The 13,777-nt window shown below is 59.8% G+C and carries 13 protein-coding genes, 1 tRNA gene and 1 pseudogene; 13 read left to right on the top strand and 2 right to left on the bottom strand.

Annotation, left to right across the window (positions count from 1 at the left end):
- Positions 1-78 precede the first annotated feature (78 nt).
- The 4 genes from V6M89_RS22265 (at position 79) to V6M89_RS22250 (ending at position 2,680) form a co-directional block, all read left to right on the top strand.
- Positions 79-987: a DMT family transporter gene (locus tag V6M89_RS22265; RefSeq protein ID WP_332855230.1), complete on the top strand. Its 909-nt coding sequence runs from the start codon at positions 79-81 to the stop codon at positions 985-987.
- 9 nt (positions 988-996) lie between these two features.
- Complete coding sequence (locus V6M89_RS22260; protein ID WP_332855229.1) at positions 997-1,383, top strand: methylglyoxal synthase; 387 nt, start codon at positions 997-999, stop codon at positions 1,381-1,383.
- 41 nt (positions 1,384-1,424) lie between these two features.
- Entirely contained in the window at positions 1,425-2,399 is a 975-nt protein-coding gene (locus tag V6M89_RS22255) for a quinone oxidoreductase family protein (protein WP_332855228.1), read from the top strand.
- Positions 2,400-2,500: 101 nt separating this feature from the next.
- Positions 2,501-2,680: a CsbD family protein gene (locus V6M89_RS22250; RefSeq protein ID WP_332855227.1), complete on the top strand. Its 180-nt coding sequence runs from the start codon at positions 2,501-2,503 to the stop codon at positions 2,678-2,680.
- Positions 2,681-2,742: 62 nt separating this feature from the next.
- Here V6M89_RS22250 and V6M89_RS22245 read toward each other — a convergent pair whose 3' ends face one another.
- Positions 2,743-3,411: a DUF4136 domain-containing protein gene (locus tag V6M89_RS22245; RefSeq protein WP_332855226.1), complete on the bottom strand. Its 669-nt coding sequence runs from the start codon at positions 3,409-3,411 to the stop codon at positions 2,743-2,745.
- 209 nt (positions 3,412-3,620) lie between these two features.
- On the opposite strand from V6M89_RS22245, the gene pepN reads away from it, so the two are divergent.
- From pepN to V6M89_RS22225, 4 genes are all read left to right on the top strand, one after another.
- Positions 3,621-6,308, top strand: a complete 2,688-nt coding sequence (gene pepN, locus V6M89_RS22240; RefSeq protein ID WP_332855225.1) for an aminopeptidase N — start codon at positions 3,621-3,623, stop codon at positions 6,306-6,308.
- Between the two features lie 131 nt (positions 6,309-6,439).
- Positions 6,440-7,441 (top strand): class 1 fructose-bisphosphatase, encoded by a 1,002-nt coding sequence (locus V6M89_RS22235; protein ID WP_332855224.1) that lies wholly within the window; start codon positions 6,440-6,442, stop codon positions 7,439-7,441.
- 106 nt (positions 7,442-7,547) lie between these two features.
- A tRNA-Thr gene (locus V6M89_RS22230) sits at positions 7,548-7,623 on the top strand.
- A 175-nt stretch (positions 7,624-7,798) separates the two neighbouring features.
- The gene (locus tag V6M89_RS22225; RefSeq protein ID WP_332855223.1) at positions 7,799-9,022 is read left to right on the top strand and encodes a tyrosine-type recombinase/integrase; all 1,224 of its coding nucleotides are present in this window, start codon (positions 7,799-7,801) and stop codon (positions 9,020-9,022) included.
- 782 nt (positions 9,023-9,804) lie between these two features.
- Here the strand turns inward: V6M89_RS22225 and V6M89_RS22220 are convergent.
- On the bottom strand, positions 9,805-10,017 hold the full coding sequence (locus tag V6M89_RS22220) for a helix-turn-helix transcriptional regulator (protein ID WP_332855222.1): 213 nt from the start codon (positions 10,015-10,017) through the stop codon (positions 9,805-9,807).
- A gap of 545 nt (positions 10,018-10,562) precedes the next feature.
- Between V6M89_RS22220 and V6M89_RS22215 the strand changes: the two genes are divergently transcribed.
- The 5 genes and pseudogenes from V6M89_RS22215 (at position 10,563) to V6M89_RS22195 (ending at position 13,774) form a co-directional block, all read left to right on the top strand.
- Entirely contained in the window at positions 10,563-10,955 is a 393-nt protein-coding gene (locus V6M89_RS22215) for a plasmid mobilization protein (protein WP_332855221.1), read from the top strand.
- Positions 10,945-11,358 (top strand): annotated as a pseudogene (locus V6M89_RS30435) (relaxase/mobilization nuclease domain-containing protein); the annotation flags it as partial. The gene V6M89_RS22215 and the pseudogene V6M89_RS30435, both read left to right, overlap by 11 nt.
- 328 nt (positions 11,359-11,686) lie before the next feature.
- Positions 11,687-12,187, top strand: a complete 501-nt coding sequence (locus V6M89_RS22205) for an IncQ-type mobilization protein MobB (RefSeq protein ID WP_332855269.1) — start codon at positions 11,687-11,689, stop codon at positions 12,185-12,187.
- Positions 12,184-12,768, top strand: coding sequence for a DNA-primase RepB domain-containing protein (locus V6M89_RS22200; protein ID WP_332855268.1), 585 nt, complete (start codon positions 12,184-12,186; stop codon positions 12,766-12,768). The genes V6M89_RS22205 and V6M89_RS22200 overlap by 4 nt, the downstream gene beginning before the upstream one ends.
- A 376-nt stretch (positions 12,769-13,144) precedes the next feature.
- Positions 13,145-13,774: a hypothetical protein gene (locus V6M89_RS22195; protein ID WP_332855220.1), complete on the top strand. Its 630-nt coding sequence runs from the start codon at positions 13,145-13,147 to the stop codon at positions 13,772-13,774.
- Positions 13,775-13,777: the final 3 nt, after the last annotated feature.

Raw genomic sequence — 13,777 nt, 5'->3', positions numbered from 1 at the left:
GCATGGATTCCCGCCTACGCGGGAATGACGGGGAGGGGCTCGTCAGCAGCTTCGTCCGTTTGCCCGTACAATTCCGGTATGGACAAAAGCATCACGGACAGCGCGCCGGCGCGTGCCGCCTATCTGGGTGGCCTGGGTATCGCCATCGGCGGGGCGGTTCTTTTCTCGACCAAGGCGGTGGTGGCCAAGCTGCTGTACCGTTATCAGATCGACGCCGTCACGCTGATCGCCTTCCGCATGATCTTCTCGCTGCCGGTGTTCGCCGCCGTCGCGCTGTGGAAGATGCGCACCGAAGCGCCGCTGTCCAACGCCGACCGCTGGCGCATTGTCGGCCTCGGCCTGGTCGGCTACTACCTCTCCAGTTTCCTCGACTTCCTCGGCCTGCAATACATCTCGGTCGGCCTCGAACGGCTGATCCTGTTCCTGACGCCGACCTTCGTGCTGCTGATCTCCTCCACTGTGCTCAAGCAGCACATCAGCCGCAGGCAGTGGCTGGCGCTGCTGACCTCCTACTGCGGCATCGTCTTCGTCTTCCTGCATGACCTCAACAGCGGCAGCAAGAACGTCATCCTCGGCGCCACGCTGGTCACCGGCTCGGCCGCCGCGTATTCGGTCTACCTGCTGCTGTCGGGCGAGATGGTGCGGCGGCTGGGCGCGCTGCGGCTGGTGTCGTATGCGATGTGCGTCTCCAGCGCGGCCTGCATCGGCCAGTTCTTCCTGCTGCGGCCGGCGTCCGGGCTGATCCAGCCGCTGCCGGTGTATGGGCTGTCGCTGGTCAACGGCATCGTGTGCACGGTGATGCCGGTGTTTATGACCATGACGGCGGTCCAGCGCATCGGCGCCGGCACCGCCTCGCAGGCTGGTATGATCGGCCCCGTTTCAACGCTGTTCCTGGGCGCGCTGTTGCTGGGCGAGCCTGTCACGTCCTGGCAGTTGGGAGGCACCACGCTGGTGCTGGCCGGGATTTATCTGCTGTCAAAAAAATAGGACCATGACATGAAAACCCGCATTGCCCTGATTGCCCACGACAAGAAAAAAGACGACATGATCGCGCTGGCCGGCGAATACAAGGACTTCCTCGCCACTTGCACGCTGACCGCCACCGGCACCACCGGCGGCCGCCTGATCAACGAGCTGGGGCTGACGGTGGACCGCAAGCATTCGGGCCCGTTCGGCGGCGACTTGCAGATCGGCTCGATGCTGGTCGAGGGCGAGATCGACTGCGTGATCTTCCTGCGCGATCCGATGACGCCGCAGCCGCACGAACCGGACATCAACGCGCTGGTGCGCGCCTGCGACGTGCACAACACGCCGTGCGCCACCAACATCTCGTCGGCGCACCTGGTGCTGTCGCAGTTGCAGCTGCGCGCCGCGTCGACCTGACAGGCGCTACACTTTCCGCATTCCCCACAACGGAGCTCGACATGACCAAGGCAATCCGCATCAACCGCACCGGCGGCCCGGAAGTAATGGAACTGGTGGACGTCGAGCTGGGCCCGCCCGGTCCCGGCGAGGCACAGGTGCGCCACGAGGCGATCGGCCTGAACTATATCGATGTGTATTTCCGCAGCGGCCAGTACACACAGCCGCTGCCGGGCGGCCTGGGCATGGAGGGCGCCGGCGTGGTCGAGGCGGTGGGCGAGGGCGTGACCGAGGTGCAGGTGGGCGACCGCGTGGCCTACGCCGGACGGCCGATCGGCGCCTATGCCGAGGCGCGCAATATGCCGGCCTCGCAACTGCTGGTGCTGCCGGATAAGATCGGCTTCGATACGGCGGCCGCGATGATGCTGCAAGGCCTGACGGTGCAATACCTGTTCCACCGCACGGTGCCGTTGAAGGCCGGCGATACCATCTTGTTCCACGCGGCGGCGGGTGGCGTCGGGCTGATCGCCTGCCAGTGGGCCAAGGTGATGGGCGTGACGCTGATCGGCACCGTGGGCTCGGAAGAGAAGGCGGCGCTGGCCACCGAGAACGGCGCCCACCACGTCATCAACTACAACACGGAAAACTTCACCGAGCGGGTCAAGGAGATCACCGGCGGCAAGGGCGTGTCGGCGGTGTACGACTCGATCGGCAAGGATACCTTCATCGGCTCGCTGGACTGCCTGCAACCGCTGGGCACGATGGTCAGTTTCGGCAGCGCCTCGGGACCGGTGCCGCCGTTCAGCCTGAGCGAGCTGGCCAACCGCGGTTCGCTGTTCATCACGCGGCCTTCGCTGATGTCCTACACGGCCAGCCGCGAGGACCTGGAGGCGGCGGCCAAATCGCTGTTCGGCGTGGTCGCCAGCGGCGAAGTCAAGATCGACATCCGCCAGCGCTACGCCCTGGCCGACGTGGCCCAGGCCCATATCGAACTGGAAGCGCGCAAGACCAGCGGTTCGTCCATCCTGCTGCCGTGATGGCTTTGTGTACGGAAGCGTACTGAGTTAACCGCGCCGCGCCGCTATGCTGTTCTCCATGCCCCAGCTATTCCAGCTTGGGCCCCTCAAGGAGCAACATCATGAACAAAGACCAAGTTGAAGGCAAACTGAAAGACATCGGCGGCAAAATCCAGGAAGAAGTTGGCGATCTGATCGACAGCCCTGAACAGGAAGCCAAAGGCCTGCAGAAGCAGGCTGAAGGCAAGCTGCAAGAGAAAGTTGGCGACCTGAAGGAAGCCGTGCACATCGCCACCAAGTAATTGGCGAGCACAAATGAAAATGCGCCGGCTTTTGCCGGCGCATTTTTTTTGGGGATTTCTTTTTAGCCTGCTTTAGGCGGCGTCGCCTGGACCGTTTCCGTTTTCGGTTCGATCGTCAGGTCGACCCTGCGCGGCACGCCGCTTACGCCGGGGAAGCCGGTGAAGGCGCTTTGCACCAGCGCCGGCATCACGTGCGGCGTGGCCTGCACCCGGCTGGTGTTCTGCACGGTGACGTCGTACAGCTTGCGGCCGTCGATGCTGTTGATGGTCACGCGCAGCTGGCGCTGGTATTCATGCTTGACGCGCTCTTCCACATACATCGGTCCGAAGCGGTAAGGGTCGTAGAAGAACGGACGATAGCCCCAGCGCGAATAACCCCAGCCGTAACGGCCAAAGCCCGGACCCCAATACGGTCCCATGAACGGATCGTCCGCCTCCAGCACCCGCACCGGATGGTCGATGGTGCTGAATTTCATTCCGATGAGCAACTTCGGCTGCTGGCTGTCGGCGACCTGGCGGAAGCCCAGCTTGCCCAGTTCGTTACCCACCAGCACTTGATAGCTGCGGTACTCCAAGGTGTCGTCCGCGCCCTGCGGGGCCTCGAACGCATAGGATTTGTCCTGGATGTCGGCCGGCCAGGCGTTGAAGGCCGTGACATCGCTACGGATGGTGGTGGCGCAGCCGCTCAGCAGTACTACGGCGGCGGTCGCCAGCATGGCAAGGTATTTCATGATAGTGGCCCTCTCAGTTCAGACGGTATTTTTCAGTACTAAGTCTACGACGGTCGCCCGCACCCTGCACGATTATTACAGAATGTTACGGCAAGGTGGAAACCAGCAACTTATATGCGCTAATCGGCCTCCTTTGCCGGCAATTCGCCCGTCCTCCTGCTGCTGGTATTGGTAAAATAGGCTTTTGCTCACGTCACCAGAGTCCTCCAATGCGCACAGACAGCAGTCCTAAGACGATATTCCGCAAAGATTACACCGCGCCAAGCTACCTGGTCGATACCGTAGAACTCGGTTTCGACCTCGATCCCGACCGCACCGTGGTCGCCAACCGCATCACCATGCGGCAGAACCCGGCCAGCCGGGGCCGCGCGAGCCACGACATCGTGCTGCACGGCGAGGAGATCGAACTGGTGGCGCTGCGCCTGAACGGCAAGCCGCTGGCGCCGACGGAATATCAACAGGACGGCAGCACGCTGATCATCCGCAAGGCCCCGGCCAAGGTGGTGCTGGAAATCGAAACGCTGTGCGCGCCGGTGCAGAACACCAGCCTGTCCGGCCTGTACGTCTCGAACGGCAATTTCTTCACGCAGTGCGAGGCCGAAGGCTTCCGCCGCATCACCTACTTCCCGGACCGTCCGGACGTGATGGCCAAGTACACCGTGATGCTGCGCGCCGACAAGGCCGCCTATCCGGTGCTGCTGTCGAACGGCAACCTGATCGAGGAGGGCGACCTCGGCGACGGCCGCCACTACGCCAAGTGGGAAGACCCGTTCAAGAAACCGTCCTACCTGTTCGCGCTGGTGGCGGCGCGCCTGGTGTGCCAGGAAGAAAAATACACGCTGCAGTCCGGCCGCGAAGTGCTGCTGCAAGTGTGGGTGGAAGAGGGCAACCTCGACAAGACCGACTACGCCATGCAGTCGCTGAAGAACTCGATCCGCTGGGACGAGGAACGCTTCGGCCTGGAGCTGGACCTGGACCGCTTCATGATCGTCGCCGTGGGCGACTTCAACATGGGCGCGATGGAGAACAAGGGCCTGAACATCTTCAACACCAAGTTCGTGCTGGCCAACCCGCGCGTGGCGACCGACGTCGACTACGCCGGCATCGAGGCGGTGGTCGGCCACGAATACTTCCACAACTGGACCGGCAACCGCGTGACCTGCCGCGACTGGTTCCAGCTGTCGCTGAAGGAAGGCCTGACCGTGTTCCGCGACCAGGAGTTTTCCGCCGACATGATCGGCACCGACAGCGGTCGCGCCGTCACCCGCATCGACCAGGTGCGCACCTTGCGCCAGGCCCAGTTCCCGGAGGACGCCGGCCCGATGTCGCACCCGGTGCGGCCTGACTCCTTTGTCGAGATCAACAACTTCTACACCGTCACCGTGTATGAAAAAGGCGCCGAAGTGGTGCGCATGTACCAGACCCTGGTGGGCCGCGACGGCTTCCGCAAGGGCATGGACCTGTACTTCAAGCGCCACGACGGCCAGGCCGTCGAATGCGACGACTTCCGCGCCGCCATGGCCGACGCCAACGGCCGCGACCTGCGCCAGTTCGAACGCTGGTACTCGCAGGCCGGCACGCCCATCGTCACCGCGCGCACACGCTACGACGCCGTCAAGCGCAACTTCGACATCATCCTCAGCCAGCGTGCGGCCCCGTCCTCGTCGGCCTCCGCCGGCCAGGCCGACAAGCTGCCGTTCCACATTCCGGTGGCGGTCGGCCTGCTGAGCGCCAGCGGCAAGGACCTGCCGCTGACGCTGGAAGGCGGCAAGCACGCCAAGGGCGCCACCACGGTCGTGCTGGAGCTGACCGAGCAGGAGCAGATCTTCCGCTTCCGCCACGTCGACGAACGGCCGACGCCATCGATCCTGCGCGACTTCTCGGCGCCGGTGATACTCGAATACGACTACACCGACGACGAACTGCTGCACCTGTTCAGCCATGACAGCGACCCGGTCAACCGCTGGGAAGCGGGCCAGCGGCTGGCGATGGAACGCCTGCTGAAGCTGACCGCGCAAGTGGCGCTGGCAGGCGGCAGCGACGCCGGCCTGAAACTGGACGCCACCTTCATCAACGCCCAGCGCGCCGTGCTGACCGACGAGTCGCTCGACCCGGCCTTCCGCGAACTGGCGTTGATACTGCCGTCGGAAATCATCGTCGCCGAGCAGATGGACGTGGTTGATCCGCAGGCGATCCACGTGGCGCGCCAGTTCATGCGCCGCACCATCGGCGCGGCCCTGAAGGCCGAGCTGCTTGCGCAATACCACGCCAACCAGACGCCCGGCGCCTACAGCCCGGACGCGCTGTCGGCCGGCAAGCGCGCGCTGAAGAACCTGTGCCTGTCCTACCTGATGGTGGCGCCGGACATGGCGGAACTGAAGCTCGCGCAGCAGCAGTTCGAAAAGGCCGGCAACATGACCGACCGTTCGGCCGCGCTGGTCTCGATGATCCACAGCGGCGCCGAAGCGGGCCCGTACCTGAAGGCGTTCTACCAGGACTTCGAAAACGAGGCGCTGGTGATCGACAAATGGTTCGCCATGCAAGCGGCCGCGCCGACCACCAACGTCGCCGCCGTGCGCAAGCTGATGCAGCATCCGGCCTTCACGCTGAAGAATCCGAACCGCGCGCGCAGCCTGATCTTCAGTTTCATCAGCGCCAATCCGTCGCAGTTCCACGCGGCGGACGGCAGCGCGTATGAATTCTGGGCCGAGTTCGTGATCAAGCTGGACGCGATCAACCCGCAGGTAGCGGCACGCCTGGCGCGCGGCATGGACCGCTGGCGCCGTTACGCACCGGCGTTGCAGGCAAAGATGAAGCGCGCGCTGGAGAAAGTCGCCGGCCGCGCCAAGCTGTCGAACGACGTGCTGGAAGTGGTAACGAAGGCACTCGCAAACTAACCAACGTCATCCCCGCTAACCAACGTCATCCCCGCTAACCAACGTCATCCCCGCGAAAGCGGGGATCCATGCTGACTATCCGCAGCCAATAAAAACAATCTAAACAGTTTATCTTCACCTCAAGGGAAACCATGAAACGCATCAGCCTCACACAATATCTGGTGGAAGAACAGCGCCAGAACAATACGATCCCGGCCGAACTGCGCCTGCTGATCGAAGTGGTAGCACGCGCCTGCAAAACCATCAGCCACTCGGTAGGCAAAGGCGCGCTGGGTGAAGTGCTCGGCACCGCCGACACCGAAAACATCCAGGGCGAAGTGCAGAAGAAGCTGGACATCATCTCCAACGAAATCCTGCTGGAAGCGAACGAATGGGGCGGCCACCTGGCGGCGATGGCGTCGGAAGAGATGGAGTCGATCCACCCGATCCCGAACCGCTATCCAAAAGGCGAATACATGCTGCTGTTCGACCCATTGGACGGCTCGTCGAACATCGACGTCAACGTCTCGATCGGCACCATCTTCTCGGTGCTGAAGGCGCCGGATGGCATGGGCCAGCCGACCGAAGCGGACTTCATGCAAGCCGGCACCAAGCAAGTGGCCGCAGGCTACGCCGTGTACGGCCCGCAGACCATGCTGGTGCTCACCACCGGCAATGGCGTCAACTGCTTCACGCTGGACCGCGAGATGGGTTCGTGGGTGCTCACGCAGCGCGATATGCAGATCCCGGCCAAGACCAAGGAATTCGCGATCAATATGTCGAACCAGCGCCACTGGCATGCGCCGGTGCAGCGCTACGTGAACGAACTGCTGGCCGGCGACACCGGCCCGCGCGGCACCAACTTCAACATGCGCTGGATCGCCTCGATGGTGGCCGACGTGCATCGCATCCTGAACCGCGGCGGCATCTTCATGTACCCGGCCGACACGCGCGACACGTCGATGCCAGGCAAGCTGCGTTTGATGTATGAGGCGAATCCGATGGCCTTCATCGTCGAGCAGGCGGGCGGCGCGGCCACCGACGGCCAGAACCGCATCATGGAGATCCAGCCGCACAAGCTGCACCAGCGCGTGCCGGTGTTCCTGGGTTCGCGGGATGAAGTGGCGGTGGTGACGGGCTACCACGCAGGCTGAGAAGCTTCAAAATCGCACAAAGCAATGACATTTTTGCAGCATGGCTAAAATTTATCGTGTTGGGACTAGCGTGTAGCAAGAAATATTTGTTAGAATGTGCGACTTCGCCGCTTTAGCTCAGTTGGTAGAGCAGTTCATTCGTAATGAAAAGGTCGCCAGTTCGATTCCGGCAAGCGGCACCAGAACTCAGCAGTAAGAAATACCAAGAAGTACCGAAACCCGCTTTTCCCATAGGAGAAGCGGGTTTTTTGTTGTCCCCGGACGTTTAATGAATTAGCATGAAATACCAACATCTGGTTGGTATTTTTGTTGGTACTTACCTCAGCAGGTAAAAAAGTACCAACACCGGAGTCAACCATGGCACTGACAGACACCTTTATCCGGCACGTCAAGCATAGTGGGGCGGCAGCTGGAGACAAGCATTCCGACGGGCAGGGCATGTTCTTGCTGGTCAAAAAGACGCACAAGTACTGGCGTATGAGCTACAGATGGCTCGGTAAGCAAAAGACGCTGGCGCTTGGTGTTTATCCTGAAGTTTCGCTGGCTCAGGCCCGCAAGCTTCGCACCGAGGCCCGTGAGGCCCTGGCGGCTGGCATCGATCCGAGCCAGCTTAAACGCGAGACCAAAGCAAACAAGGTTCAGGAGGCAGCCAACACCTTTGAAGGACTGGCATTGGCATGGCTGGCGATGATGTCGCATAGCCGCTCGGCCAGCACCCAGGAGAAGGTGGAGGCCTGGTTGAGGCATGACTTGTTTCCCTACCTTGGCAAGCTGTCGGTGACGTTGATCAAACCGCGTGACATCCTTACGGTGGTGCAGAAGGTCGAGGCGCGAGGCGCAATTGATTCTGCCCATCGCATCAAGCAGGTCTGTGGCCAGATCATGCGATACGGTGTGGCGATCGGCGTGGTGGAGCGTGATGTGACGGCGGACCTGAGGGGAGCGCTGATCTCTGTGCCCCGAACTAATTTTGCCGCGATCACGGAGCCGAAGAAGCTCGGGGCCCTTATGCGTTCCATATACGGCTACAACGGCCATTTTGTGGCCGTGGCGGCGCTTAAGCTTTCGCCGCTGCTGTTTGTACGTCCGGGCGAATTGCGGACCGCAGAATGGCGCGAATTCGATCTGGATGCGGCGGAGTGGCGCATCCCCGCAGCGAAAATGAAGATGAAGGTGGAGCACATGGTGCCTCTGGCGCGGCAGGCAGTGGAGATCCTGCGTCAACTGCATCGTGTGACAGGCCATGGAAAATTTGTGTTCCCAAGTTTTCGTACAGGCGACGCTTGTATGAGCGAGAACACCATCAACGCCGCGTTGCGCGGTATGGGCTACGCGAAAGAAGTCATGACCGCGCACGGGTTCCGTGCGACGGCGAGGACCATCCTCGATGAAGTCTTGGGTGAACGCGTCGATCTGATTGAGCATCAACTGGCGCATAGAGTGATCGATCCGAACGGGCGCGCATACAACCGCACCGCACACCTGCCGGCGCGCCACGCGATGATGCAGCGCTGGGCCGATTATCTGGATAAGCTGCGCGTCGATGGCGAAGTCATTCTTTCGAGACCGCAGCATGAGTGAATTTCCGTAACTGCCTATGGTGTGGTGACTCAGATTGGACCTGACAATAAATGTCAGTTGAGTTAGAGTTGCCGGGAGGCCGCTATCGGCCAGAAGGTACACCTGTAATTTCTATTTCGTTCAACCGATGGATGCTTCACTCGGAACCTCAACTTCTTGCTTGGTCATATGCTGAAATCATCGGAATTGTCTACTCGCGCAGCATCGTGGTCGGCCGCTCAATGCGTTCGGCATTTTTGCGTTATGCGCGGCATTTCGGACCCTGATGTCGAAGCGTTCTGTCAGTATTTAGAAGACGTAGTTACAGCAGATTCGATAGTGGAGTGGGACGCACGTTCCAAGGCATTGGTGGTAACAGGGTTGGGTGAAACGCTGCCATCGTCACTCGCATCGGTTCAAGGACTCGAAGATCTTCTATGCTACGCCCACGAGATAACTGCGTCTGAAATGTATGCTGCCTGGACACCGAACGAGGTTATGAAAAATTTGTGCGAAACCGCAGAGCGCGCCGGTCTTGATGCTGCTCTAGTGGTTTCAACGGCATGTTCATTGCACGCGCCGGGTCCTCATGGCTGGGGGCTTCCGGTAACGGAGGCTGAACGGAAAACTTGGCTAGAGCGAATCAGCTATCTAACGGCCGCGCGCTAGTGCATCCGATGTCCGCTACGGGGTGCGGATTCAACCGCACTTTTTACACGTCCTGTCAGAGCTAACTTGAGCTAGCACACCTGTGATGACGATGATGCGTAGCTGTGCTGCTGTCCCGTAGGGGGGGGCTGATGTTACCAGGTGCGCGACTTCGACCGATTCTCCACCCATTCAAGCACCTCGTCCTGGCGCCACCCAATTGATCGAGCGGACAGCTTGACCGGAGCGGGGAATTCATGCGCTTTCATCACGCGATACAGCGATGTTCGGGACAGCCCGCAGATGTGAAGGACTTCGCGTAACCGCATCAATCTGCACGCTGTGGGTTGGTTATCGTTGTTGTTCATGTGGACCTCCACTGGTCGGTATTCAATTCAGAGAAAGTTGGCTTGGCTTGGCCCGGTTGCGTAGCACTTTTTTGTGCATTTGGAGAAAGGCTAGTGCCTGGTCGAAGTTGAGGTGTGCATGGTGCGAGGCCTTGCTGGGGAAAGGCGCCGCGCCGTTGCGGCTACCTGTTGCTATTCTGGTAGGTGGCGTAGTGAAAACGTTGAGCGAGCGCAGCGGCCGTCGAGATTCCACAGCGCATTTGACGTGCCGCAAAGTGGACGTCGCGCAATCTGCCATGGTGCGGCTGTCGTATCGGAAACTTTGCGGCATTGCGTGCTCTGCTGTGGTGGCGCCTTGGGTGCTGCGAACGGTGCGATACCTCCGACGTTTGATTCGGCTCAGCGTGTAACGGCACAGTCCGTTTACAGTGGTAGAGGATGCGCCGTCGGGCTAGGAGCAAGCCATGTTTTCGTTTCACTCAAACGTGGCTTGCCCTGCGGGGCTGCTCTCGCTGCGCTCGCCTGACTGCATTCGCTTCGCTCACCAAAGCCTGGCCGGTCGCGTGATGAATACCGATCTCACTCCTCGCAAGTCCAAGGGCGGCCGCCGCAAAGGCGACCCAGCCGCCGTGCGCACGGCCGTCATCGGCGTGCGCGTCTCCTCCAGCGAATACGCCACGTTGTGCGAACGCGCCGCCGCCATGCACATGAAACCGGCCCAATGGCTGCGGGCCGCCGCGCTATCAAGGCGATTGCCATCGCCGCCTGTCGCCGCGATCAATCGAGAGCAGTACGTCGAACTGGCGCGCCTGGCATCGAACCTGAACCAGCTCACGCGCCTGGCCAACGAAGGGCGCAAGGTGACCGTGGCCGATGCTTTGCTGGCGCGCTTGCTGATGGAGACGCAGCGCTTGCGCCAAGCCTTGCTCGGTGTGGAGGTGGCCGACGATGATCGCTAAGGCAGTCAAAGGAAGGGGCTTTCGTGGCGCCCTCGATTACGACTTGAACAAAGAGCAGGGCCGCGTCATCGACACCAACATGAGCGGCACGACACCGCGTGAACTGGCGAAGGAGTTCGGCGAAGTGCGTAAGCTGCGGCCCAAGCTGGGCAAGGCGGTACTGCATGTGTCGCTGTCGGCGGCACCAGGCGAGCATCTGAGCGACGAACAGTGGCAGCAGGTCGCGCAGCGCTATTTGCACGGCATGGGACTGGAGAACAACCAGTACCTGGTGACGCGGCACACGGACACGGAGCATGAGCATATTCACTTGCTGGTGAACCGCATTCGCTTTGATGGCGGCGTTACCTCCGACAGCCATGACTATCGACGCCAGGAGACGCTGATGCGCGCCATCGAGCGCGAATTCGATTTGCAGCGCGTGACGCCGTCAATCGAGGTGCAGCGCCACGCGCTTACCAAAGGTGAGATCGAGGAAGGCTTGCGCACCGGCGTGCCATCAACGCGCCAGCGCTTGCAGCAGTTGTGCGATGGCGCGGCTGCCCACTGTGACAGCTTCAGTGAGTACGCGGAGCGCCTGGCGGCGGTTGGTGTCGAGCTGGTGCCGGTTACGCAGCTGGAGGGGCGCAAGATGTCGGGCCTGTCGTACCGGCTGGATGGTGTGATGATGAAAGGTAGTGACCTGGGGAAGGGTTACAGCCCGATGGGGCTGGCGAAACGTGGGGTGAGCTATGACAAAGAGCGAGACGGTGCGGCAGTTGGCCGCTGCCTCGAACGCGGCGCGGGTGGAAGCGCTGAACCAGCAGATCGAGAGCCTGCGCCAGGCGAAGCTGACCAGCGCGGAAGAACTTGCGACGCTGTTGGAGCCGCTGGCACAGGCGATGGCTGCGTTGACGGACGAGACGAGGGCAAGCCTGGAGCAGATCGGGCAGCACAGCAAGGAACAGAGAGAACAATTCCGGGCGCAAGTGGAGACGGCGATCACTTCCTGGCGCAACGCGACGGTAGCGGCCGAGAAAGCAGCCGAACGACTGGACCAGGCGGGGCAGCGGATGGAGGTGAGCCATTACCTGCTGGCTCTGCTGACGGGGATAGTGACGGGGCTGCTCGTGAGCGTATTCTGGCTTTGGCTGGCGCCAGCGCCGACCGTCCAGAACACGCTGGATGCAAAGGCGGTAGCGGAGCTACTGCGACCAGAGATCGCAGCACTGAAGCCGCGCAAAGGCAAATGACGGCGATGGGCGTGGATCGCTTCGTGGTGACGCTGGTGGACGCGAAGCAGGGCAAGCAGGAGGAACGGCGATGGCGCAAGGCGGAAGTGCTTAACAGCATGGCATGGCTCAAGCGCATGAATGCGCGAGGCTACGATGTCTGGATACGGCCCGATGGAGAACACGGGTTGGTGCTGCTGGGTGGTTTGAAAAAGAGGGATGTGCAGACGTTGCGCGAACGAGGCTTTGCCCCGGCGACGGTCGTGGAGACGGCGCGTGAGCAATACCAGGCGTGGGTGAAGCTGTCACAGGATGCGTTGGCTGAGTCTTTACGTGGACGGGCTGCAGAGGTGCTGGTTCAAGGGCTTGGTCGTCACGGGGCGAATGCCATCAGCCGCGCTGATGGGCGACTGGCGGGATTCACTAATCAGCAAGTACAACGGATGGGGGGACGACACCCTTATGTGCTGTTAACGGAAGACCAAGGTAAGCTGGCGCCGGCTGCACCGACCTACTTAGATCGCTTTCAACATGAGCAAGCTAGAGTTTTGGCGGTCTACCGCGATAGGTCGCATGGAGAGTGGCGTGGGCCTCAGCGGTGAAGAAATTTGGGCAGTAACGGAACTTGTACGAGCTCTTGAATACCATCAGCACGAGTGTGGCGGGGGAGTGGAATTGCAATTTCTCCCTCCATCGAATGTCCATGTTGCCAACGTCGGTGAGTTTGCAATTCTCTTGGTATTTCGCTGGTACATATTTTTTCTGAATTTTGCAAGAAATCTGCGAGGTTCGGATAGGATGTAGCTGTTGCAGCGGCGTATTTTGGACGTAGACGCAGGTAGATGATTGGGGACTGTGTGCAAAGTCAATAGTGTATTCTTCCTTGGAATCGTTACTCTCCAGAATATTTTAGGCCGATAGCGATGTTTTGATACGTTAATCCAATGCCATTTTTAATAAAAATTATTTTACATTATAATGCCATATATTAAAACTACAGCGTTTATTGACTGGAACTCACAGTTACTTCAATCAGGTTTGTCAATAAAGAAAAATCCTATCGGTGCCGCAGAAATTGCATTTAAAAATATAACAAGAAAAATAATAAGGACCCTAGACGAAATAAATTCTGAGATGCCCTTCAAAGTTAATTTGAGATTTTACCATGGGTGGCATAAGGGATATGAAGAAACGGTGAATAGTAAGGCTATTCGATCAGTAGTCGCAAAAACGGATTTTTCTACTCTCTCCACAAAAAGAAATATAGTTTTTGATGCCGAGGTAGGTTACGGGAGCTGTCTTTTGTCTGCTTTGCCAAGTCGGTTACATGACAAACAGGGTATTCATCTCCCTAATACATTGCGAGACAAAATAGAAGGACGAGGACTTGAGGAGAAGATGGTTGACACGGCGCTTGCGACTGATATTTTAGTAACCGCATATGCAGAACCAACTACGTGGATAATTGCGGCATTCGAGGATGATGACTTGATTCCATCATTATTCTCCGCAGAAGCAGCAATACATCGAAGCGGCTCAAGAATTCTTCTGATAGGTTTGAGGAAACGTTCAAAGAATTTTTTAAAATTAGATAACATCTGCGTATAGGAA

This window comes from Duganella sp. S19_KUP01_CR8, assembly GCF_036688705.1.
Classification (GTDB): Bacteria; Pseudomonadota; Gammaproteobacteria; order Burkholderiales; family Burkholderiaceae_D; genus Rugamonas.
The sequence above is the reverse complement of the archived record's forward strand: the minus strand, read 5'-3'. Positions and strand labels throughout refer to the sequence as shown.